The 20219-nt window shown below is 72.3% G+C and carries 19 protein-coding genes and 1 pseudogene; 11 read left to right on the top strand and 9 right to left on the bottom strand.

Features of this window, described 5'->3' with window-relative positions; translation table 11 throughout:
* Window positions 1–26: 26 nt before the first annotated feature.
* From msrB to OO67_RS13580, 4 genes are all read right to left on the bottom strand, one after another.
* Window positions 27–434, bottom strand: a complete 408-nt coding sequence (gene msrB, locus OO67_RS13595; protein WP_033300118.1) for a peptide-methionine (R)-S-oxide reductase MsrB — start codon at window positions 432–434, stop codon at window positions 27–29.
* Window positions 435–444: 10 nt separating this feature from the next.
* Window positions 445–1839: a UDP-N-acetylmuramate--L-alanine ligase gene (gene murC / locus OO67_RS13590; protein WP_033300116.1), complete on the bottom strand. Its 1395-nt coding sequence runs from the start codon at window positions 1837–1839 to the stop codon at window positions 445–447.
* 45 nt (window positions 1840–1884) lie between these two features.
* Window positions 1885–2337 carry an indole-3-glycerol phosphate synthase gene (locus OO67_RS13585; protein ID WP_208861012.1) on the bottom strand — a complete coding sequence of 151 codons (453 nt, stop codon included), beginning with the start codon at window positions 2335–2337 and terminating at the stop codon, window positions 1885–1887.
* Between the two features lie 157 nt (window positions 2338–2494).
* A complete protein-coding gene (locus tag OO67_RS13580) occupies window positions 2495–3274 on the bottom strand; it encodes a pyrimidine reductase family protein (RefSeq protein WP_033300112.1) in 780 nt (259 codons plus the stop codon).
* Between the two features lie 37 nt (window positions 3275–3311).
* Here OO67_RS13580 and zapE point away from each other — a divergent pair, with 37 nt between their 5' ends.
* The 4 genes from zapE (at window position 3312) to OO67_RS13560 (ending at window position 7458) form a co-directional block, all read left to right on the top strand.
* Window positions 3312–4454: a cell division protein ZapE gene (gene zapE, locus OO67_RS13575; RefSeq protein ID WP_033300110.1), complete on the top strand. Its 1143-nt coding sequence runs from the start codon at window positions 3312–3314 to the stop codon at window positions 4452–4454.
* A gap of 84 nt (window positions 4455–4538) precedes the next feature.
* On the top strand, window positions 4539–4964 hold the full coding sequence (locus OO67_RS13570) for an OsmC family protein (RefSeq protein ID WP_033300108.1): 426 nt from the start codon (window positions 4539–4541) through the stop codon (window positions 4962–4964).
* Window positions 4965–5097: 133 nt separating this feature from the next.
* Window positions 5098–6474 (top strand): alkaline phosphatase PhoX, encoded by a 1377-nt coding sequence (locus OO67_RS13565; protein WP_033300106.1) that lies wholly within the window; start codon window positions 5098–5100, stop codon window positions 6472–6474.
* Window positions 6475–6591: 117 nt separating this feature from the next.
* A complete protein-coding gene (locus OO67_RS13560; protein ID WP_033300104.1) occupies window positions 6592–7458 on the top strand; it encodes a polysaccharide deacetylase family protein in 867 nt (288 codons plus the stop codon).
* Window positions 7459–7505: 47 nt separating this feature from the next.
* Here the strand turns inward: OO67_RS13560 and OO67_RS13555 are convergent, their stop codons facing one another.
* The 3 genes and pseudogenes from OO67_RS13555 to OO67_RS13545 all read right to left on the bottom strand — a co-directional run bounded on the left by OO67_RS13555 (window position 7506) and on the right by OO67_RS13545 (window position 10054).
* The gene (locus tag OO67_RS13555) at window positions 7506–7685 is read right to left on the bottom strand and encodes a hypothetical protein (RefSeq protein WP_033300103.1); all 180 of its coding nucleotides are present in this window, start codon (window positions 7683–7685) and stop codon (window positions 7506–7508) included.
* Window positions 7686–8509: 824 nt separating this feature from the next.
* Window positions 8510–9358, bottom strand: a pseudogene (locus tag OO67_RS39690) (ATP-binding cassette domain-containing protein); the annotation flags it as partial.
* Window positions 9359–9379: 21 nt separating this feature from the next.
* Window positions 9380–10054 carry an AIM24 family protein gene (locus OO67_RS13545; protein WP_033300102.1) on the bottom strand — a complete coding sequence of 225 codons (675 nt, stop codon included), beginning with the start codon at window positions 10052–10054 and terminating at the stop codon, window positions 9380–9382.
* Between the two features lie 74 nt (window positions 10055–10128).
* On the opposite strand from OO67_RS13545, the gene OO67_RS13540 reads away from it, so the two are divergent.
* The 5 genes from OO67_RS13540 (at window position 10129) to OO67_RS13520 (ending at window position 15198) form a co-directional block, all read left to right on the top strand.
* On the top strand, window positions 10129–10893 hold the full coding sequence (locus OO67_RS13540; RefSeq protein WP_033300101.1) for a peptidyl-tRNA hydrolase: 765 nt from the start codon (window positions 10129–10131) through the stop codon (window positions 10891–10893).
* Window positions 10894–11046: 153 nt separating this feature from the next.
* On the top strand, window positions 11047–11799 hold the full coding sequence (locus tag OO67_RS13535) for a DUF4142 domain-containing protein (protein ID WP_208861014.1): 753 nt from the start codon (window positions 11047–11049) through the stop codon (window positions 11797–11799).
* Window positions 11800–11980: 181 nt separating this feature from the next.
* The gene (locus OO67_RS13530; RefSeq protein ID WP_033300097.1) at window positions 11981–13273 is read left to right on the top strand and encodes an MbnB/TglH/ChrH family RiPP precursor modification enzyme; all 1293 of its coding nucleotides are present in this window, start codon (window positions 11981–11983) and stop codon (window positions 13271–13273) included.
* Between the two features lie 5 nt (window positions 13274–13278).
* Complete coding sequence (locus OO67_RS13525) at window positions 13279–14304, top strand: TIGR04222 domain-containing membrane protein (RefSeq protein ID WP_033300420.1); 1026 nt, start codon at window positions 13279–13281, stop codon at window positions 14302–14304.
* A gap of 117 nt (window positions 14305–14421) precedes the next feature.
* On the top strand, window positions 14422–15198 hold the full coding sequence (locus OO67_RS13520; protein ID WP_033300096.1) for a TIGR04222 domain-containing membrane protein: 777 nt from the start codon (window positions 14422–14424) through the stop codon (window positions 15196–15198).
* Between the two features lie 277 nt (window positions 15199–15475).
* Here OO67_RS13520 and hemQ read toward each other — a convergent pair whose 3' ends face one another.
* Window positions 15476–16189: a hydrogen peroxide-dependent heme synthase gene (gene hemQ, locus OO67_RS13515; RefSeq protein ID WP_033300095.1), complete on the bottom strand. Its 714-nt coding sequence runs from the start codon at window positions 16187–16189 to the stop codon at window positions 15476–15478.
* Between the two features lie 4 nt (window positions 16190–16193).
* Window positions 16194–17681: a protoporphyrinogen oxidase gene (gene hemG, locus OO67_RS13510; RefSeq protein ID WP_033300094.1), complete on the bottom strand. Its 1488-nt coding sequence runs from the start codon at window positions 17679–17681 to the stop codon at window positions 16194–16196.
* A 126-nt stretch (window positions 17682–17807) separates the two neighbouring features.
* Between hemG and OO67_RS13505 the strand changes: the two genes are divergently transcribed.
* A complete protein-coding gene (locus tag OO67_RS13505; protein WP_033300093.1) occupies window positions 17808–18782 on the top strand; it encodes a DUF4349 domain-containing protein in 975 nt (324 codons plus the stop codon).
* Between the two features lie 51 nt (window positions 18783–18833).
* Entirely contained in the window at window positions 18834–20213 is a 1380-nt protein-coding gene (locus tag OO67_RS13500; protein WP_033300091.1) for an FAD-dependent oxidoreductase, read from the top strand.
* The last annotated feature ends 6 nt before the right edge of the window (window positions 20214–20219 follow it).

Raw genomic sequence — 20219 nt, 5'->3', positions numbered from 1 at the left:
TCAGGGCCTCTTTCGGGCCCGGCCGCTCAGCCCTCGTCCGGCGCCAGCGTCAGCGAGATCGAGTTGATGCAGTAACGCTGGTCCGTGGGCGTCTGATAGCCCTCGCCCTCGAAGACGTGCCCCAGGTGCGAGCCGCAGCGGGCGCAGCGCACCTCGGTGCGGGCCATGCCCAGGCTGTTGTCCTGCAGCAGTTCGACCGCGTCGGTGTCCTTCGGGTCGTAGAAGGACGGCCAGCCGCAGTGCGACTCGAACTTGGTGTCGGAGCGGAACAGCTCCGCGCCGCAGGCACGGCAGGAGTACACACCCGCCGTCTTGGTGTCGGTGTACTCACCCACGAAGGCGGGCTCGGTGCCGGCCTTGCGCAGCACCGCGTACTCGGCGGGCGTCAGCTCTGCCCGCCACTGCTCGTCCGGCTTCTCGACGTCGTACGACACGGTGGCTCCCTCAGCTCGACAGGTGGTCCAGGATCTGCGGGCCGAGGTCGGTGACATCGCCCGCTCCCATGGTGAGAACCAGATCGCCGGGCTTCGCCATTCCCGCGACGGCGGCGGGAACTTCCGCCTTGTCGTGGACGGCCGTGACATCGGCGCCCGCGGCCTTCGCGGCATCGATGATCAACGCGCTCGTGACACCCGGGACCGGGTCCTCCCTCGCCGGGTAGATGTCCAGGACCAGCGAGGCGTCGGCGAGAGCGAGGGCCTGGCCCATCTCGGTGCCGAGCTCCTGGGTGCGGGAGAAGAGGTGGGGCTGGAAGACCACCAGGAGGCGGGACCCGGTCGCCGCACCGCGCATGGCCTCCAGGTCGGCGGTCATCTCCGTGGGGTGGTGCGCGTACGAGTCGATGACCTGCACCCCCGCCGCCTCGCCCTTGAGCTGGAGACGGCGCTTCACCCCGGTGTACTTGCCGATGGCGGAGGCCAGGTTGTGCGCGGGGATGCCGAGCGCGACACCGGCGGCGAGCGCGGCGACCGCGTTGTGCGCGTAGTGACGGCCGGGCACGGAGACCGTGAAGGTGAGGTACCTGCCGTTCAGCACGACCGTGACCTCGCTGGTCAGACCGCGCGGGGTGACCTTGTGCACGCGTACGTCCGCGCCCTCGGACTCGCCGTAGGTGACGACGGTGAGGGAGGAGAGCTCGCGGACCTTCCGGGTCAGCTCGACGGCGCCGGGCTGGTCGGCCGCGATGACCAGGGTGCCGCCCGGGACGACCTTGCCGACGAAGGTCTCGAAGGACTCGTAGATCTCGTCCATCGACGCGTAGTTCGCGTGGTGGTCGAGCTCGACGTTGAGGACGATCGCGACCTGGGGGTCGTACTTCTGGAAGCTGCGGTCGCTCTCGTCGGCCTCGGCGACGAAGATGTCTCCCTCGCCGTGCGTCGCGTTGGTGCCGGGGCCCTCCAGGTCGCCGCCGATGGCGTACGAAGGGTCGAGGGCCAGCTCGGAGAGGGCCACGGCGAGCATCGACGTGGTGGTGGTCTTGCCGTGCGTGCCGGCGACCGCGATGGCGCGCAGGCCCTCCATCAGGGAGGCGAGCGCGTCGGAGCGGTGCACGACGGGAATGCCGAGCTCGGCCGCGCGGACCAGCTCGGGGTTGTCCGCGCGGATGGCGCTGGAGACGACCACCGAGGTGGAGTCGTCGGCCAGGTGCCCGGCGGCGTGCCCGATGTGGACGGTCACTCCCAGCGCGCGCAGGGCGTCGGCCGTGGCGGATTCCCTGGCGTCGCTGCCCGCCACCTTCGCGCCGCGCTGGGCGAGGATCTTCGCGATGCCCGACATTCCGGCGCCGCCGATGCCGATGAAGTGCGGCCGTTCAAGGGCGGCAGGAATACCGGGTGCCATACGTGTCTCTCCCGAGGTGCGACGTGGTTCTGGGTCCGCCCCAGCCTATTCGCTGTGCGCGAAGAGCTTGAGCACCGGTACGCCGACCTTGTGGCGCGCCCTGGACGCCCAGTCGCGGTGGAAGAACTCCTCGACGTAGTGCGGCGCGGTCAGCACGATGACCTCGTCCGCCCCCGAGTCGTCGACCACGGTCTTCAGCTTGTCCAGCGGGTGGTCCTCGACCACCTGTCCGACGGCCTCGGAGCCCGCCTCGCGCAGCTCCCGGAGCGAGTACTCCAGTGCCATCTCGGCGGGCTCCCTGGCGTCCTTGCCCTCCGGCTGCTCCCCTTCGCGGACGGCTTCCCGGAGCTCGCCGAGAGCCACGTCGTCGATCGCGCGCAGCAGCACGTCTGCCTGGTCACTGCGGGGCTGCATGAGTACGACGAACGAGATCCGCTCCTCGCCGTGGAGCGTGGTGACGAATTCCACGTCCTCGGGGGTGAGCGGCTTCTCGATCATCAAAACGCTTGTGAACACGACAGGCGCCCTTCCGCTTCATCTCGTGGGCCGCGGGACGGCCGCTGTTGCTGAAACCATCCTTCCCCGCAATTGCACGGGGTAGCTGGACCAAGTGTGCCCACCCGGGACCAAGCGGAACGGGTGATTCCGCTATGTGTCAGATCTTCCCGTACCGAGTGAAGAGGAATCCTCCCTCCTCCAGGAGGGAGACGAGGGAGAAACGTTCCGGCACAGGGATGGCGGGGCCGCCCGCGATGCGCTGAGCGTCCCCGGCGGTGAGCAGCGGGGACAGGGTCAGACAGAGCTCGTCCAGCACTCCCGCGGCCACGAACTGGCCGAGCAGCCGCGGTCCGCCTTCGGTGAGGAGCCGGTCGAGGCCCCGCCCGCCCAGTTCCGCGAGCGCACGGGCCGGATCGACCGCGGCGCCGTCCCCGGCGAAGAGCACCTCGGCCCCCGCCTCCCGTGCCGCCCGCACCCGGTCCGAGGGAGCCGCGGCTCCGGTGATCACGAAGGTCGGTACGAGCGGCGAGACGAAGAGCGGGAGCGAGAAGTCCAGGTCCAGGCTCGCGCTGACGACCGCGATGGCGGGTGCGGGCCCCTGCCCGGCCGCCTCACGCCTGGCGGCGAAGGCGTCGCGGGCCCGCGCCGGCCGGTATCCCTCCAGGCGCACCGTTTCGGCGCCGACGACGACCGCGTCCGCGAGACCCCGCAGGGTGCCGAAGATCCGCATGTCGGTGGGGCACGAGATGCCCTGGGAGCGGCCGTCGTGCTGGGCGGCGCCGTCCAGGGTGGAGACCATGTTGGCGCGCAGCCAGGGGCGCTCGCCGCCGGGATACGCGTAGGCGTCGGCCAGCTCGTCGAGCGTCCACTCGCGGTCGGCGGCGGCAACGGCCGGGGCTGGGGTTGTCAGGTCCGTCACAGGGAGCAGGCGTCGCATGCCCAGCAGTCTGGCACGGCCCTTAAGGTGGATAGTTGTGTCGTCCTCCACAGCCGTGCCGGGGCAGAGCCCCATAGCCGAAACGGCCCCGCAGTCCCTGTGCGCCCTCGAGCCGCGCGTCCCCGCCGACCGTCTGGTCGCGGAGATGGTGCCGCCGCCGCGCTTCGACTCGGTGCGTTTCGATACGTACGTACCCGACCCGCACCAGCCGAGCCAGACCGAGGCGGTCGAGGTCCTCAGCTCGTTCGCGGAGGGGCTCGGCGGGGCGCATGCCACAGGTTCGGGCAGGACAGGAAGAGCGCGAAGCGCATCCTCCGGGGGGTGGTGGCGGGCGACGGCCGGGCGGTTCGGCAGGAAGCAGGCCGCCGCGCCGGCCGGTCCGCGCGGTGTGTACCTCGACGGCGGCTACGGCGTCGGCAAGACGCACCTGCTGGCCTCGCTCTGGCACGCCACCCCGGCCGCACCCGGTCTCAAGGCCTTCGGCACCTTCGTCGAGCTGACGAACCTGGTCGGCGCGCTGGGCTTCCAGCAGACCGTGCAGACCCTGAGCGGACACCGGCTGCTCTGCATCGACGAATTCGAGCTGGACGACCCGGGCGACACCGTCCTGGTGTCGTCCCTGCTCAGCAGGCTCGTCGAGGAGGGCGTCGCGCTGGCCGCCACGTCGAACACACTGCCCGGCAAGCTCGGGGAGGGGCGTTTCGCGGCGGCGGACTTCCTCCGCGAGATCCAGGGGCTGTCCGCGCACTTCCGGCCGCTGCGGATCGACGGCGAGGACTACCGCCACCGAGGGCTCCCCGAGGCGCCGCCCCCGTACTCCGACGATCAGGTCACCAGGGCCGCGTACGCGACACCGGGTGCTTCGCTAGACGACTTCCCGGCCCTCCTCGACCATCTCGCCCGGGTCCACCCGAGCCGGTACGGCGCTCTGACGGACGGCATCGCCGCGGTCTGCCTCACCGACGTGCAGCCGGTGCCCGACCAGTCGACGGCACTGCGTCTGGTGGTGCTCGCGGACCGGCTGTACGACCGCGAGGTCCCGGTGCTCGCCTCCGGCCTTCCCTTCGACCGGCTTTTCAGTGACGAGATGCTGAACGGCGGGTACCGGAAGAAGTACTTCCGAGCCATCTCGCGGCTGACCGCGCTGGCGCGTGACGCAAAGGGACTGGTGGCGCAGTAGGTTCGGGGGGTTGAAGGACGTGCGGGTGCCCCCGGGTGCCGCGTACGTCCGCATGACCGCGCACACCGTTTGAAGGGATCCAGCATGGCTACCACGCGTCAGGCGCACACGGTCTGGGAAGGCAACCTGCTCGAGGGCAACGGCGTTGTCACCCTCGACTCCTCGGGGATCGGGGAGTACCCGGTCTCCTGGCCGTCCCGCGCGGAGAAGGCGAACGGCAAGACCAGCCCCGAGGAGCTCATCGCGGCGGCGCACTCCAGCTGCTTCTCGATGGCTCTGTCCAACGGCCTCGCCACGGCGGGCACCCCGCCCACCCGGCTGAACACCCAGGCCGAGGTCACCTTCCAGCCCGGTACCGGAATCACCGGCATCCACCTCACGGTGGAGGGCGAGGTTCCCGGTCTGGACGAGGCGGGCTTCGTGAAGGCCGCCGAGGACGCCAAGGCGAACTGCCCGGTCAGCCAGGCGCTCACGGGCACCACCATCACGCTCACCGCGTCGCTGGCCTGATCCCACCTGTCCCCGGGGCCTCTTCCGCCCCGGGGACCCAAGGGGCACCGTGACCCGCACGGTTCCCGTGCGCCACGCCGCGTGGTACACACGTGCGGGTCACTTCACCTGTCCGCCAACAGGGAGTTGCCTCATGTCATCCGCACCTCGACACCTCGCAACACGACGACAGGTCCTGGCCGGCAGCGCCGCGACCGCCGCATCGGTCGCCTTCACCGGGGCCTTCACCGAACTCTTCTCCGGCACCGCCGAAGCACGGGGCCACAGCGGTTACGGCCCCCTCCTGCCCGACCCCGACGGCCTGCTCGACCTGCCGAAGGGCTTCCGCTACCGGGTGCTCTCCCGGGAGGGCGACCCGCTCAGCTCCGGCGAGGGCCTGGTCCCCAGCAACCACGACGGCATGGCCGCCTTCGCCGGCCGGGGCGGCCGGGTCCACCTCGTGCGCAACCACGAGAACCGCACCACCGGAAAGATCGGTGTCCCCACGGTCGAAGGGCTCACGTACGACCCCGCGGCAAAGGGGGGTTGTACGTCCATCGAACTCGACGGCCGCGGCAACGTGCGCGGCGAGCGTGTCGCCGTCGCGGGTACCGCGGTCAACTGCGCGGGGGGACCCACCCCCTGGAACACCTGGCTGACCTGCGAGGAGACCGAGGACAAGGCCGGCACCAACGGCTACACGAAGGACCACGGCTTCGTCTTCGAGGTGGACGGCGCCGATCCGCGCCGCACCGGGGCCGTCCCCCTGACCGCGATGGGCCGCTTCCAGCACGAGGCCGTCGCGGTCGACCCGAAGAACGGCGTCGTGTACGAGACGGAGGACGCGTTCGAGAAGCCGTTCGGGCTCTTCTACCGCTTCCTGCCGGAGAAGCCGCTCGGCGGCACGGGCTCCCTGCGGGCCGGCGGCGCACTCGAGGCGATGCGGGTGCCCGGCGTAGCCGACCTCTCCGCGATCCAGGAGACGGGCGCGAGCTTCGACCGGATCGAGTGGGTACCCGTACCGGATCCGCAGGCCACCGGGACACCGATCCGGCTGCAGGACTTCGGGCCGAAGGGCGTCACGCACGCCCAGAAGCTGGAGGGCTGCTACTGGGGCGGTTCGTCGGTGTACTTCGTCTCCAGCTTCGCGCACAGCTCGGAGGGGTCGGCCGCCGACCACTTCGGCCAGGTGTGGCGGTACGAACCGAAGAGGCGACGCCTCACCCTGGTGATCGTCTTCGGACCGGACAGCGACGTCCAGCTGCCGGGCGAGTCCCCGGACAACATCTGTCTCGCCGCCGGGGGCGGGCTGATGGTCTGCGAGGACGGCGGCGGCGCGCAGCATGTGCTCGGGGTGACGCGGCGCGGCGAGGTCTACGCGATGGCTCGGGGGCGGCAGAACATCGGGACGGCCGAGGACCCGGAGTGGGGCGAGTTCGCGGGCGTCACGTTCTCACCGGACGGCGGGACGATGTTCGTGAACTGCTACACGCCGGGGACGACGTTCGCGGTGAGGGGTCCCTGGCGCTGACCCGGGCGGGAGCAGGCGGGTGATCCGCCGGTCCGGCGACCGGCAGCCCGGGGCGCCGTGAGTATCATCTGATTAATCATCAGCTAGCGTTCCGCAGTGATCAAATCTGTTCGCACGATGATCGTGCTGGCGGTGGCGAGTGGGGTGCTCGCCGGCTGCGGAAGCTCCGAGCATCCCCGTGCCAGGACCGCCGTACTTCCGACGGCCTCTCCGGAACCCGCGTCCCCGTCGCGGGTTCCGGAGAGCGTGCCGTCCTCGCCCGCACCGGGCCCCGGCGGACTGACGCCGGTCTTCGAACGGCGGGTGGACGGCTCCGGCCCCGGGAGCAAGGCCGCCGGGGCCCACGGAGGGGACAAGGTCGTGGCCCTCACCTTCGACGCGGACATGACGGCGGACCAGGGACCGCGCGCCGCCGAGGGTGAGCGCTTCGACAACCCGGCGCTGATCGCTTCGCTGCGGCGGCTGCAGGTTCCGTCGACGGTCTTCATGACCGGCAGGTGGGCGCAGGAGTATCCGGACCAGGCACGGGCGATCGGAACCGATCCCCTGTTCGAGATCGCCAACCACTCGTTCAGCCACTACGCCTTCTCCTCCCCCTGCTACGGGCTCCCGACCGTCGCGAAGGCCGATATGCGGGCCGACGTGGAGCGGGCCTTCACCGCGATCCGCGGGACGGGTGCGCGCCACGTGGTGCCGTACTTCCGCTTCCCCGGCGGCTGCTACGACGACGAGTCGCTGAAGGCCCTGGCCCCGACCGGGGTGACCGCGGTCCAGTGGGACGTGGTCAGCGGCGACGCCTTCGCCACGGACGCGGACGCGGTCGCCGAGCAGGTGCTGGCAGGGGTGGAGCCGGGGTCGCTGGTGGTCATGCACTGCACCCGCAGCGCGGCCCCCGTCACCGACGACGCCGTGCGCCGGATCGTCCCGGAGCTCCGCGAGCGCGGCTACCGCTTCGTCAAGGTCTCCGAGCTGATGCGCGGCTAGGACCTTCCGAACGAGACGAGGGGACCCGGCCGCACCCCGCTCTCACCTCAGCCGGAACAGGCGGTGCGTCCCGCCTCCTGCCAGGCGCAGACCGGGCAGAGGGTGCTGCCCTTCGTGGACTCCGGGTATTCGGTCGGTTTCCGGCACAGCACGCACTCGGCATACGGAGGGCCCGCGTCCTCGGGCGCCGGCGTCGGCGGGGGTGTCTCGCAGTACGCATCGTCCATACGTACGAGCGTACTCACTCGCGCAGAGCCGCGATCCGGGACGTGACGGCGGCCACCGTGACCGCGACGACGACCGCCGCGGCCGAAGGCAGGAGCGGAACCCGCACCGTGCCGGTCAGCGATCCGGAGACCAGCCCCGTCACCGCGGCCTTCGCGGGTGAGCCGTCGGTCACGAGGGCGAGCAGCGCGCCGAGCACGGTCGCGACGAGCGACCAGCCGTCGCGGTGCAGGAGCGGCCGGGCGCAGAGTGCCCCGACCGCCGCTCCCACCAGGGCACAGCACAGAATCGCGAGCAGTCCGGCGGATGCGGCGGGCAGGAGCGGGACGGCGACGGTGTGGTGGGTGCTGACCGGATCGCTGATCAGCAGCACGGTCCCGGCCCCCGCGGCGCCCAGGGCGAGTGCGCATACCAGGCCGGTGAGCAGCGAGGCGCGGTGGGCGCGCGACGGTCCGGCGGCGGAGGCGGTCACGGCCCGCGCCGCGGGCGGCTCCTGGGCGACGCAGAGCCGCACGATCCACGCCGTCACGGGGAGCAGCACGGCGGCGGAGTAGCCGAGCGAGTCCAGCAGGGGCTGCCCCGCCCTCACGCCTATGCCGAGGGCGGCCACGTACAGGAGGAGGGGCGCGAGCCAGCGCTGTGAGCGTGCCAGCAGCGCGGCCTGATAGCGCATCAGCGCGACCGTGACACGCACCGGCGGCCGGGTCGCGCGAGCCGGTCCGGACACCCTGTCCGGGGCCGGAGCGGCGGCGGTTCCCGGACCCGGGTCCGGGTCCGGGGCCGTCATCGGCTGAACGGCCACCCGGTCAGAGGCGGCGGTCACGGAGGCAGGGGCCGGTGCCGGGACCTGTGCGAGCCCGGTGATGTGCCACGGAGGCCGGGCCGTGACGAGGGCGTGGAGCAGACGGTCCGAGTGGGCCGCGGTGGTCGTGAACCGGACCTCGGCCGGGTTTCCGGCGTGGTACTCCACCTCCGGCGCCCCGGGCAGTCCCGGCGGGAGGGCGGCGGGCACCCGGCCCGTCGCCTCGATCCGGACGCGTGGGCCGGGATCGCGGGGAGGGGTGGCCCTCGCCGCGACGAGGGTACGGCCCTCCAGCCGGTACACGGCGTCGGCCGATCCTTCGAGCCGTCGCGGGTCATGGTCGACGTACACCACGGTGGCACCACGGGCGACCTGCTCCGCCACCGCCCGGTCGAGTTCACCGCGGGCCGCGGAGTCCAGGCCCGTCCAGGCCTCGTCCAGGACGAGGAGATCCGGCTCGGCGAGGAGCGCCTGGGCGAGGGCGACCTTCTGGCTGGTGCCCTTGGAGAGTTCCGCGAGGGGCGTACGGGCGTGCTCCGCGGCCCCGAAGCGTGCCAGCCACTCCTCGGCCCCTGCGGCGGCCTCGGTCGCCGGGAGTCCGTGGACGCGGCCCAGGTGGACGAGGTAGCCGGCAGCGGTGAACGGCAGGGCCGCGGGGAACCGCTCGGGGACGTACGCCGTGCGGGGCCGGCCCGTGACGCGCCCCTCGGTCGGCGCGTCGACACCGGCGAGCAGCCTCAGCAGGGTCGACTTGCCCGCCCCGTTACCGCCCTCGACCCGGACCAGGGTGTGCACGGGCAGGTCGAGGTCGAGACCGCGCAGTACCCAGGGTCCACGCAGGCCGTACCGGCGGCCCACTCCTCGCAGGATCACGACGGTCCACTCCTCGCGGGATCAGCTGGACGACTTCTCCTGCTTGAGCTCACTGGGGCGTACGATCACGAACCCCTCGCCCTGGAGCATCAGCTGGACCGCCTCGCCGGATCCGCCGCGCACCATCGAGCCGAAGCTCTGCGAGCGGTGCAGCGACGTGGACAGCTGGGCACTCCAGCCGACGACCGCGTCCGTGTCGACGTACACCGGCTGCTGCGCGCCGACGGGGATCACTATGGGCTGGCCCTCGCATATCAGGCCGAGTTTGCCGGACCCGCTGAAGACGCTGTTGAAGAGGCCGCCGCCGGTCATTCCGGCGCCCTTCACGGTCTTGATCTCGTAGGACAGGGTCGCGTCGAAGCAGAGCACGTTGCGGCCGTTGACGGTCAGGACGTCGCCCTGCTCCATCTCGACGATGAAGCAGTTGGCCGCCTCGTGGGCGAACCAGGCCTCGCCCTGCCCCGAGACCGCCATCAGGGCCAGCCCCTCGCCGGTCACCGCGCGCTTGAGCATGCCGCCGATGCCCTGGCCCTTGCGGTCGAACTGGAGATTGCCCCGGAAGGCGATCATCGATCCCTGACGCGCGTGCATCTCACCGTTGACGGCGTACTTGATGGATTTGGCGTTCTGCAGGGTCATCCCCGGGGCGGTCGCCTGCTGCGCCATGTGCTCGCTGGAAAAGAGGTCGCTCTTCATGCTGTGCATCCTCACCCGGAGCCCACCGTTCCGCCAAGAACAGGTTGTCGGAGGGGCCTGGCAGACTGGGTCGGGTGAGCAGCGACAGCATTCCCGAGCCCCTTCCCGCAGCACCGGAAGCCTCCGCCGGCAGCCCGTTCCGTACGGAGCCGACGGCCCGTGACGAAGCCCCGCAGTTCGTCCTGCCTCTGGTGGTGCACCTGGAGAAGACCGACCCCCCGGCGCGCAACGACGCCCTGGTGACCGCCGCCCGTGCGGTGCTCACGATCCTCTCGGACCCGCGCGCCCAGGGCGAGGACGAGGGCAGGGCCGAGGGCGAGTGGGCGCGGGCCGTGCGCGAATGGCAGGACGCCCGTATCCGCAAGGTGGTCCGGCGGGCGCGCGGCGCGGAGTGGCGGAAGGCCTCCACGCTGCCCGGGATCACGGTCACGGGCGAGCACGCGGAGGTCAGGGTGTTCCCTCCGGTGCCCCTGGACGGCTGGCCCAAGGAGCTGGCCAAGCTCCAGGTCTCGGGCACGGACCTGGACGACCCCCAGGCTCCGGCGGCACCCGATCCGGCCGGTCCCGTGCTCTGGATGAATCCGGACGTCGCCATGTCGGCGGGCAAGGCGATGGCTCAGGCCGGGCACGGCGCCCAGCTCGCCTGGTGGGAACTGTCGGACGCGGAGCGCAAGGCGTGGCGCGAGGCGGGGTTCCCGCTCTCCGTCGCCACCCCGGACACCGCCCGCTGGCGCGAACTCACCGCGAGTGGGCTGCCGGTGGTGCGGGACGCGGGCTTCACCGAGGTGGCCCCCGGCTCCTGCACCGTCGTCGCCGACCACCCGGCCCTGCGCCGCTGACCTGACCCGCTGCCCGACATCGGCTGAACATCCCTGCGCCGACATACGTATCTCCCGGTACTGCCGCACCGGCATTACCGCCAAGTAGGTTGAACGACGAGCCGGTTGGCGGTTGATTCGACGCTGTCACGTACCTGCCCGGGAGACATCTTGCTGCGACGCATCAACGGAACGGCCCTCATCATCGCCGCGCTGGTCGCCACGCTCGGCGCGCTCGCCTTTCCCGTGTGGTCCTACGCCGACCGCTCCGGCACCGGCGAGGCCAACCTGAACGCGTCGAGCGTCGCCACCCAGTGGGGCCCGCTCTCGGCGACCGACCGGGACTTCCTGATCAAGGTGCGCCTCGCGGGGCTGTGGGAACTGCCCGCGGGACAGCAGGCCATCGAGCGAGCGCCGAGCGAGGGGGTGAAGCTCGCCGGCGACCATCTGGTGGTGGGCCACACGGACCTGGACCGGCGGGCCCGCGACGTGGCCGCCAAGCTCGGGGTGGAACTCCCGAACCAGCCGACGGAGCAGCAGCAGGGCTGGCTCAGGGAGCTCACCGCCACGGGTGGCCAGGAGTACGAGCAGAAGTTCGCCAACCTCCTGCGCGCCGCGCACGGCAAGGTGTTCGCGCTGATCGCACAGGTCCGGCACACCACGCGCAACGCGCTGATCCGGCAGCTCGCCTCCGACGCCAACCAGACGGTGCTCGACCACATCACGATGCTGGAGCGCACCGGATTCGTCGACTTCGACGGCCTGGCGCGCGAGGCGGCCGGCGCCTCCACAGCCAGTCCGTCGGGCCCGCCCATGCCGCCGGGCGGCGGCGTCCCGCCGGCCCCGGTGCCGGTGACTCCGAGCGGCGACCAGTCGTTCACCTCCCGCCCGGTGCCACCGACCATGGCTCCGCTGCCACAGCCCTGAGGCCCGGGCCCGGTTCCGGACGTGCGGGCGCCTCGTCAGGGGCCGGCCTCCCACCTCCGCCCGACGTCACCCGGCGGCGACCCGTCCGGGAACCTCAAATGAAGCTCTGAACGTCCCCGCTTCCGGGTTCGCCGGCAGTCGGCTGGGCCATCACCCCTGCACGGAACGGGGAGGGGACACCATGAAGCTGGGAACGGGCATCGGGTGGCGGCCGGAGATCGCGGACGTCATCGAGGCGCTGCCGGGGATCGACTGGGTCGAGGCGGTCGCGGAGAACCTCTGCACGGATCATCTCCCCGAGTCCCTCGTGCGCCTCCGGGAGCGCGGGGTCACGGTCGTGCCGCACGGGGTCTCGCTGGGCCTGGGCGGGGCCGACCGCCCCGATCCCGGCCGTCTCGCCGCTCTGGCCGCGCGTGCCGGACTGCTGGGTACGCCCCTGGTCACGGAGCACATCGCCTTCGTACGCGCGGGAGGGCCGCTCACCGCCTCGCCGCTGCTGGAAGCGGGCCATCTGCTGCCCGTACCGCGGACCTGGGACGCGCTGGACGTGCTGTGCGAGAACGTGCGCATCGCACAGGACTCGCTGCCCGTCCCGCTTGCCCTGGAGAACATCGCCGCGTTGATCTCCTGGCCCGACGAGGAGATGACCGAGGGGCAGTTCCTGGCGGAGCTGGTCGAGCGCACCGGCGTACGGCTGCTGATCGACGTCGCCAACCTGCACACCAACCACGTCAACCGCGGCGAGGACCCCGCGACCGCACTGGACGAGCTGCCGGTGGAGGCCATCGCGTACGTGCATGTGGCGGGCGGCGTCGAGAAGGACGGCGTCTGGCACGACACGCACGCCCACCCCGTGACGCGTCCCGTCCTGGACGTGCTGGGCGAGCTCCGCTCCCGCGTCGACCCGCCGGGGGTCCTTCTGGAGCGCGACGACGACTTCCCGCCGGCCGAGGAGCTGGCGGGTGAACTGAGCGCGATCCGGGCCACGCTGAGCGAGGCATCCTCAGGGCACAGGGCCGTGCGGCCACGGCCCGCGCGGGCCCCGGAACCGTCCTCCCGCACCGCCGGGGGCCGCGAGCGGACCGCCGTGGCGCAGACCGCTCTGCTCTCCGCGCTCGTGGCCGGTACTCCCGCGCCGGACGGCTTCGACCACCGGCGGCTGGAGGTGCAGAGCCGGGCCTTGGCCGCGAAGCGGGCCGCCGTCGTCGCCAAGGTCGCGCCCGAGCTGCCCGGGTTCCTCGGCGACGACTACCGCGAGGCGTTCCTCTCGTACGCCAGGAACCGGCCGATGTCCGCCGGTTACCGCCGCGACGCGCTCGGCTTCGCCGAGCACCTCCTCGTCACGGGCCGGCCGGCCGATGACGCGGCCCGCCGGAAGCTGACGCGCTGGTGGCAGGAGCGCGCCGCCTCCCGTCCACCGCGCCGGGTGACCCGTCTGGTCCACGCCGCCCGTAACGCGCTCCTCGGAAGGTGACCGTGATGAACGCTCTTGCTCTTCTGCTGACTCTCGCCGTGGCCGCCTCCTCGACGCTCCTGGTCCTCGCGACGCGCCGCGCCGGTCTGCGGGGCAGCGGCACGGCCCTGTATGTGCACGACCTCTCCGAGGAGGCGTTCCTCAGCGGCGGCCCCGCCAGGGTGGTGGACGCCGCGCTCACCCGCATGCACTCGGACGGGCGGCTGGCCGTCGGTGGACCCGGCATCGTCGCGGTCCAGCGGGACGATGCCCGAGACGCGGTGGAGCGTGCCGTGCTCCAGGAGCTGGCCGTGGCCCCGAACGGCGCCCTGCACACCCTGCGGGAGACCGTCATGCGGCATCCGGCCGTGCAGGAGATCGGCGACGGTCTGGCCGCCCGCGGGCTGCTGGTCGCACCCGGCGAGAGCCGGGCCCGCCGCGCCTGGGCACTCACCCTGGGCATCGGATGCATCGTGGGGTTCCCGGTCAGCATCGCCCTGACCATCGGGCAGTACGCCCTGCACGACGGGTACGCGGGCATCCCGTTCCCCTTCTTCCTGAAGGTGCTGCCCGCGCTCGTGATCGGGGCCTGGGCCGGTCTGGCCACCGCGGCGGCGGCCAGGGCACGGCTCACCATGGCGGGGCGCAGGGCCGCCGACAGCTACCGGCTGGCCAACGCCCATGTGACCGATCCGGCCCACCTGGTGGCCACCCAGGGGCTGGGGGCACTCCCCGACCCCGAGCTCCAGGGGCAGTTGGTGGCCGCCGCCCGGCAACGGCCCACGCGGCGTACCCCGTCGGCCTCCTCGTCCTCGTACTCGCCCGCCGCCGCGGCCGCGTTCGTGCCGGTGCTGTGGTGCGCGGGGGTGGGGCCGGGCGGCGGCGGCTGCGGCGGTTCCACCGGAGGGGGCGGCGACTCGGGAACGGGCTCCACGTGCAGCTCGGGATCGAGCTGCGGCAGCAGCGGGTCCAGTTGTGGCAGCAGCGGCGGCTCCAGCTGCAGCAGTGGGTCGAGCGGCGGCGGGGGTTCCAGTTGCGGCAGCAGCTCATGAAGGGCGCGGAGTCTTCATGCGCGACATTCAGCCACCGATGACCGCCTGTGACCGGGATTCGTCCAAATCGTGAACAACCCATGGCGCTTCCCTGCGGGTTTCGCATAGAACTCCGCCATGCTCTGGGTCCTCCTCCTTCTCGTCGCATGGTGCGCGGCCGCCGTCTCCTGCATCCGGCTGTGCCTCCTCACCGCGAGTGCCGCCCTGCGGCCTCCCGGCGCCGCACGGGCGCCCGTCTCCCCTGAACTCAGCCTGTACGAGACGGCGTTCCTGGCCGGCGGCCCGCAGCGGGTGGCCGATCTGGCGCTGGTCTCCATGCACCTGCGGCGCCGGCTGCTGCTCGCTCACACGGGCTGGGCCACGGTCGTCGACCCGGAGGGACGGGACGAGGTCGAACGCACGGTCATCCGCGCGATCGGCCCGGAAGGCCAGTCCCGGATAGCCCCCATACGCGCCGCCGCCGCAGCAGCCGACGCCGTACGCTCCCTCGCCGACCGGCTCGTCGCGGCGGGCCTGGCCGTACCGCACGGGGCGCGGACGAGCCTCGATTCGGCGGTGCGGAGCGTGCGGGGTGCCGCGGTGCTCGTGGTGGTCCTGGCGGCCGCCGCCGTGCTGATGCCCGGTCAGGAGACGGGGTACGCCGGTCCGGTGGCCGCCTGGTTCGGGCTGCCGCTCGTACTGACGCTGGGCTGCCTGGCCATCGCGCGGGTGGAGAGCCACCCGTACAGCCCGTGGGCCTCCCCCTCCGGGCAGCACTGGCTGGACTCGCTGCCCGCCCCCACGTACGGCGCGGACCGCGACCTCCTGGCGGCGGTGGCGGTACGAGGCGTGGGAGCGCTGGAGGACCCCGGCCTGCGCGCGGCCCTGCTGAGCGGGGCGCGGACCGGAGGCTGACCCGTCCGGGGCCGTGCACCACGAGGGCCGCCCCCGTCGCCGGGAGCGGCCCTCGTGGTGTCATATCCAGTTGTAGGCCCGGGGCACATCGGCCGGACCCGGCGAGCGGCCGCCCACGGAGAGGAATGGCTGACTCCCCCGTGGGCCACGACAGTTCGCCGGCCGTCGGCCGATGTGCGCCCGGCACCGGACCCGGTGTCGCTGGAACGGCGGGCGGCGTCTCACACGCCGTTGCCCGCCAACTGATCTTCCGGGTCGGGATGACCGGAAACGCTGGCTATGCGAGTCCGGCCACCAATTCTGCGACGGACTTCCTGCGCCCCGTGTAGAACGGGACCTCCTCACGTACGTGCAGCCGCGCCTCGGAGGCCCTCAGGTGACGCATGAGGTCGACGATGCGGTAGAGCTCGTCGGCCTCGAAGGCGAGGACCCACTCGTAGTCGCCCAGCGAGAAGGAGGCGACCGTGTTGGCACGGACGTCGGGGTAACCACGGGCCATCTTCCCGTGGTCCGCGAGCATACGGCGCCGGTCCTCGTCGGGCAGCAGGTACCAGTCGTAGCTGCGCACGAAGGGGTACACGCTGATGTAGTCGCGCGGGGTCTCGTCGGCCAGGAAGGCCGGCACGTGCGACTTGTTGAACTCGGCGGGGCGGTGCAGCGCCATGTTCGACCAGACCGGCTCGAGCGCGCGGCCCAGCTTCGTGCGCCGGAAGAGGTTGTACGCCTCCTGGAGCTCGTCGGAGGTCTCGGCGTGCCACCAGATCATCAGATCGGCGTCGGCCCGCAGACCGGACACGTCGTAGGTGCCGCGGACCGTGACGTCCTTGGCCCCGAGCTGGTCGAACAGCTCCTGGACCTCGTCGGCGTAACCGGCGCGGTCCACGGGAAGGACGTCCTTCAGCCGGAAGACGGACCACAGGGTGTAGCGGATGACCTCGTTGAGGTCCTTGGCCTTCTTGCCTGCGTTCGGAAGCTTTTCTGGCGCACTCATACGGCTATTGTCCCGCCTCGCCACCGGTGCCCCGAACCCGGGTCCACGTGTTGTCGATCTCTCCCGCGGCCGGCCCCGTGAGTTCCTGGACGATCTCGTCCGCGGCACGGTGCGCGCTCGCGACGCAGGCCGGGATCCCGACACCGTCGTAGACCGCTCCGCACACCCGCAGCCCGGGCAGCTTGGCGACCTCGTCGCGGATCCGGGCGACCCGGGTGAGATGACCCACCGGGTACTGGGGCAGCCCGCCGATCCACCGGGTGACCTCGGTGTCCACGGGCCGGGCCGCCAGTCCGGTCGCGGACGCGAGATCGCCCAGGGACGCCGCGACGAGCTCGGAGTCCTCCCGGTGGAGGTGTTCCTCCTCGCCGTAGCGGCCGACGGAGGTACGCAGCACGAAGAGGTCGGGGGCCGCGTCGGCGACCCACTGCCACTTGTTGCTGGAGAAGGTGGCGGCCTTGATCGTGCGGCCGTCGACGGGCGGTACGAGGAATCCGGAGCGCTCCCGGAGCGCCTCGGTGTTCTCGATGTCGGTGCGCCGGAAGGCCATGGTCACCAGGGCCATCGACGCGTACTCCACGGCGGCGAGCTCGACCGAGGCGGCCGGGCACTCGGCGGCGAGCAGGGTCGAAGCGGACCAGGCGGGGGTGGCCAGGACGATGGCGTCGGCGGTGACCACCCCGCTGTCGGTGCGCACGTCCCAGCCCCCGCCGGTCCGGGTCAGGCCGAGCACCGGGGTCTCCGTGAGGATCTCGCCGCCCCCGGCCCGTACAGTGCCGGCCACCGCGCCCGGCAGGGTTCCGATACCCCCCTCGATGCCTTGGAAGACCGGTCCGGTCTGCTCCCGGGCGGCAGCCCTCTCCTGGATGCGGAGTACGCCGTCGAGGAGCGGGCCGCCCTCCTTCACGGCCTCGAACAGCTGCGGCACGGCCGCACGCATCGAGATCCGGTAGGCGTCACCCGCGTACACCCCGCCCAGCAGCGGCTCCACGAGCCGGTCGACGACCTCACGTCCGAGCCGGTCGGCGACGTACGAGCCGACGGCGACGTCGTCGCCGACGGCGGTCGGGGTGAGGTCGCGCTCCTCGGCGATCCTGGCCAGGCCCTCGGGCGAGAGAAGGCCGCCGAGCGCCGCGGGGTCGCCAGGGACGCCCATCACGTGTCCCTTGGGCATGGGGCGCAGTGCGTCACGGGTCCATACCGAGGCGGTGGCGGTGGCAGGCGGCCGGAGCCGGTCGCCGAGTCCGGCCGAGCGGGCCAGGTCGACCGCTTCCGGCCGGCGCGCGAGCATCGACTCGGCGCCGAGGTCGACCCGGGTGCCGGCGATCTCGCCGGTCATCAGCTTGCCTCCGAGCCGCTCGGTCGCCTCCAGGACCGTGACCCGGAGGCCGGAGGCCAACAGCCGGTGGGCGGCGGCGAGTCCGGCGATGCCACCGCCGATGACGACGGCATGGCCCGTGCGTGTGGTGTCGCGCTGAAGAGGACGCTGCATGGGTCCACTCTCTCAAACCCGTCCCGAGTCCCGAACGTGACCACTTCGAAACCGCCTGCGGGAAACCCACGTACCGGGCCGTACGTCGAACCAGCACTGTCGACAACGGCCCTGGGGGGACGCGTCATGCCATACGAACGCCACACGGACAGTCATCCACCCGCTCGGTCGGGCCGGCCCCGCGCACGCGCGCTCGCGGCCGCCGGAGTGCTCGTCGCCCTCCTGGCCACAGGAGCATGCGGAGCCTCCGACAGCGGGGGGCAGGGGCTGCGATCCGCGTCCGACGACAAGGCGGCGGCGCCCGCCGCGGCCGGCGCCGGTGCCGACGCCGCCGGGAAGTCCGCCGACGGCGCCTCCACGGCCCCGAAACCGGGCTCCGCGGTCGCGGTCCATGTCATCCGCACGGCCACCCTCTCCATCGAGGTGAGGAGCGTGCCGAAGGCGGTGGCCGTGGCCCGCGGCGCCGCCGAGGACGCCGGCGGACTCGTCACGGAGGAGACCACGGAACGGGTCGACGACACCCACGACATGTCGCATCTCGTCCTGCGCGTGCCCCAGGCCCGGTACGACGAGGTCCTGCGCGAACTCGCCGGGTCGGGGAAGCTCCTGTCCCGCACGTCGAACGCGAAGGACGTCACCGGCCAGGTCGTCGACGTGGAGAGCCGGATCGCCACGCAGCGCGCGAGCGTCGCACGGGTCCGCGACCTGATGGACAAGGCGGAGAAGCTCACCGACGTGGTGACCCTGGAGGGCGAACTGAGCAGTCGGCAGTCCGACTTGGAGTCCCTGCTCGCCCAGCAGGCGTCGCTGGCGGACCGCACCTCCCTCGCGACCGTCACGCTCGAACTCAGCGAGCCCGACGAGGACGGGAAGGACCCCGAGGACGAACACACCGGTTTCCTCGACGCGCTGGCGGGCGGCTGGGACGCGTTCGTGACGATGCTGCGGTGGATCGCGGTGGCGATCGGCGCCACGGCACCGTTCCTGGCGGCCGCGGCCGTACTGCTGCTCCTGTGGCGACTGCTGCGCGGCCGCCTGCCACGGCGCCGTACGGCGCCCCGGGAGCCGTCGGAGGCACCGCAGGCCCCACCGGCCCCGTAGGCGCCGTAGCGTGGGCCCCTGACCCTGCATACGGCGGCGAAGGGACCTGACATGACGGCGGAGCGACTGGTGGTCGTCGGAGGCGACGCGGCGGGCATGTCCGCCGCGTCGCAGGCCCGCAGGCTCAAGGGGCCCGAGGCGATGAGCATCGTCGCCTTCGAACGCGGCGACTTCACGTCGTACTCCGCCTGCGGCATCCCGTACTGGGTGAGCGGCGACGTCGAAGGTCCCGACGACCTCATCGCCCGTACGCCGGAGGAGCACAGGGCCCGCTCCATCGATCTGCGCACCCGCACCGAGGTGACGGAGATCGACGTGGCAGGGCACCGGGTACGGGCGCTGGACCGTGACAGCGGCGAGACGTACTGGACGGGCTACGACAAGCTGGTGATCGCCACGGGCGCCCGGCCGGTGCGCCCCGATCTACCGGGAATCGACGCGCCGGGCGTCCACGGCGTGCAGACCCTGGGCGACGGGCAGGCGCTCCTGGAATCGCTGGACCGGGCGACGGGCCGCCGGGCGGTCGTGGTCGGCGCGGGCTACATCGGGGTCGAGATGGCCGAGGCGATGCTCAAGCGCGGCTTCGAGGTGACGGTGCTCAACCGCGGCGCACAGCCGATGGCGACACTCGATCCGGACATGGGCCGGCTGGTCCACGACGCGATGGACGGGCTGGGCATCACCACGGTCAACGGCGCCTCGGTCACCCGCATCGACACCGGCCGGGACGGCCGGGTCACGGCGGTCGCCACGGAGGCGGAGACCTACCCCGCGGACGTCGTCGTGCTCGGCATCGGCGTCGAGCCGGAGACCGCCCTGGCGCGTGAGGCCGGCCTGCCGCTGGGCCCGCACGGCGGTCTCCTGACGGACCTGTCGATGCGGGTCGTCGGGCAGGACGACATCTGGGCGGGCGGGGACTGCGTCGAGGTGCTGGACCTCGTCGCCGGCCGCACCCGGCACATCGCGCTCGGCACCCACGCCAACAAGCACGGCCAGGTGATCGGCTCCAACGTCGGCGGCGGCTACGGCACGTTCCCCGGCGTGGTCGGTACGGCGGTGAGCAAGGTCTGCGACCTGGAGATCGCCAGGACCGGGCTGCGCGAGAAGGACGCACGTGCGGTCGGCCTGCGCTACGTCACGGCGACGGTCGAGTCGACAGGCCGTGCCGGCTACTACCCGGGGGCGAAGCCGATGACGGTGAAGATGCTCGCGGAGTACCGGACCGGCAGGCTCCTGGGCGTGCAGATCGTCGGCCGTGAGGGGGCGGCGAAGCGCGTGGACGTCGCGGCGGTGGCGCTCACCGCCGGGATGACGGTGGAGGCCATGACCGCACTCGACCTCGGCTACGCCCCGCCGTTCTCCCCGGTCTGGGACCCGGTCCTGGTGGCCGCCCGCAAGGCCGTGTCGGCGGTGCGGGCGGCGGGCACCTAGGAGGGG

Origin of the sequence: Streptomyces atroolivaceus (assembly GCF_000717025.1) — a bacterium.
In the GTDB taxonomy this organism is placed as follows: domain Bacteria; phylum Actinomycetota; class Actinomycetes; order Streptomycetales; family Streptomycetaceae; genus Streptomyces; species Streptomyces atroolivaceus.
Note: the sequence above shows the minus strand (reverse complement) of the source record. Positions and strands in the feature narration are given on the sequence as shown.

Coding starts and splice junctions, on each gene's coding strand:
- murC (WP_033300116.1), bottom strand. CDS start 1,839: ATGGCACCCGGTATTCCTGCCGCCCTTGAACGGCCGCACTTCATCGGC.
- OO67_RS13585 (WP_208861012.1), bottom strand. CDS start 2,337: ATGATCGAGAAGCCGCTCACCCCCGAGGACGTGGAATTCGTCACCACG.
- OO67_RS13580 (WP_033300112.1), bottom strand. CDS start 3,274: ATGCGACGCCTGCTCCCTGTGACGGACCTGACAACCCCAGCCCCGGCC.
- OO67_RS13570 (WP_033300108.1), top strand. CDS start 4,539: ATGGCTACCACGCGTCAGGCGCACACGGTCTGGGAAGGCAACCTGCTC.
- OO67_RS13565 (WP_033300106.1), top strand. CDS start 5,098: ATGTCATCCGCACCTCGACACCTCGCAACACGACGACAGGTCCTGGCC.
- OO67_RS13560 (WP_033300104.1), top strand. CDS start 6,592: ATGATCGTGCTGGCGGTGGCGAGTGGGGTGCTCGCCGGCTGCGGAAGC.
- OO67_RS13555 (WP_033300103.1), bottom strand. CDS start 7,685: ATGGACGATGCGTACTGCGAGACACCCCCGCCGACGCCGGCGCCCGAG.
- OO67_RS13545 (WP_033300102.1), bottom strand. CDS start 10,054: ATGAAGAGCGACCTCTTTTCCAGCGAGCACATGGCGCAGCAGGCGACC.
- OO67_RS13530 (WP_033300097.1), top strand. CDS start 11,981: ATGAAGCTGGGAACGGGCATCGGGTGGCGGCCGGAGATCGCGGACGTC.
- OO67_RS13525 (WP_033300420.1), top strand. CDS start 13,279: ATGAACGCTCTTGCTCTTCTGCTGACTCTCGCCGTGGCCGCCTCCTCG.
- OO67_RS13520 (WP_033300096.1), top strand. CDS start 14,422: ATGCTCTGGGTCCTCCTCCTTCTCGTCGCATGGTGCGCGGCCGCCGTC.
- hemQ (WP_033300095.1), bottom strand. CDS start 16,189: ATGAGTGCGCCAGAAAAGCTTCCGAACGCAGGCAAGAAGGCCAAGGAC.
- hemG (WP_033300094.1), bottom strand. CDS start 17,681: ATGCAGCGTCCTCTTCAGCGCGACACCACACGCACGGGCCATGCCGTC.
- OO67_RS13505 (WP_033300093.1), top strand. CDS start 17,808: ATGCCATACGAACGCCACACGGACAGTCATCCACCCGCTCGGTCGGGC.
- OO67_RS13500 (WP_033300091.1), top strand. CDS start 18,834: ATGACGGCGGAGCGACTGGTGGTCGTCGGAGGCGACGCGGCGGGCATG.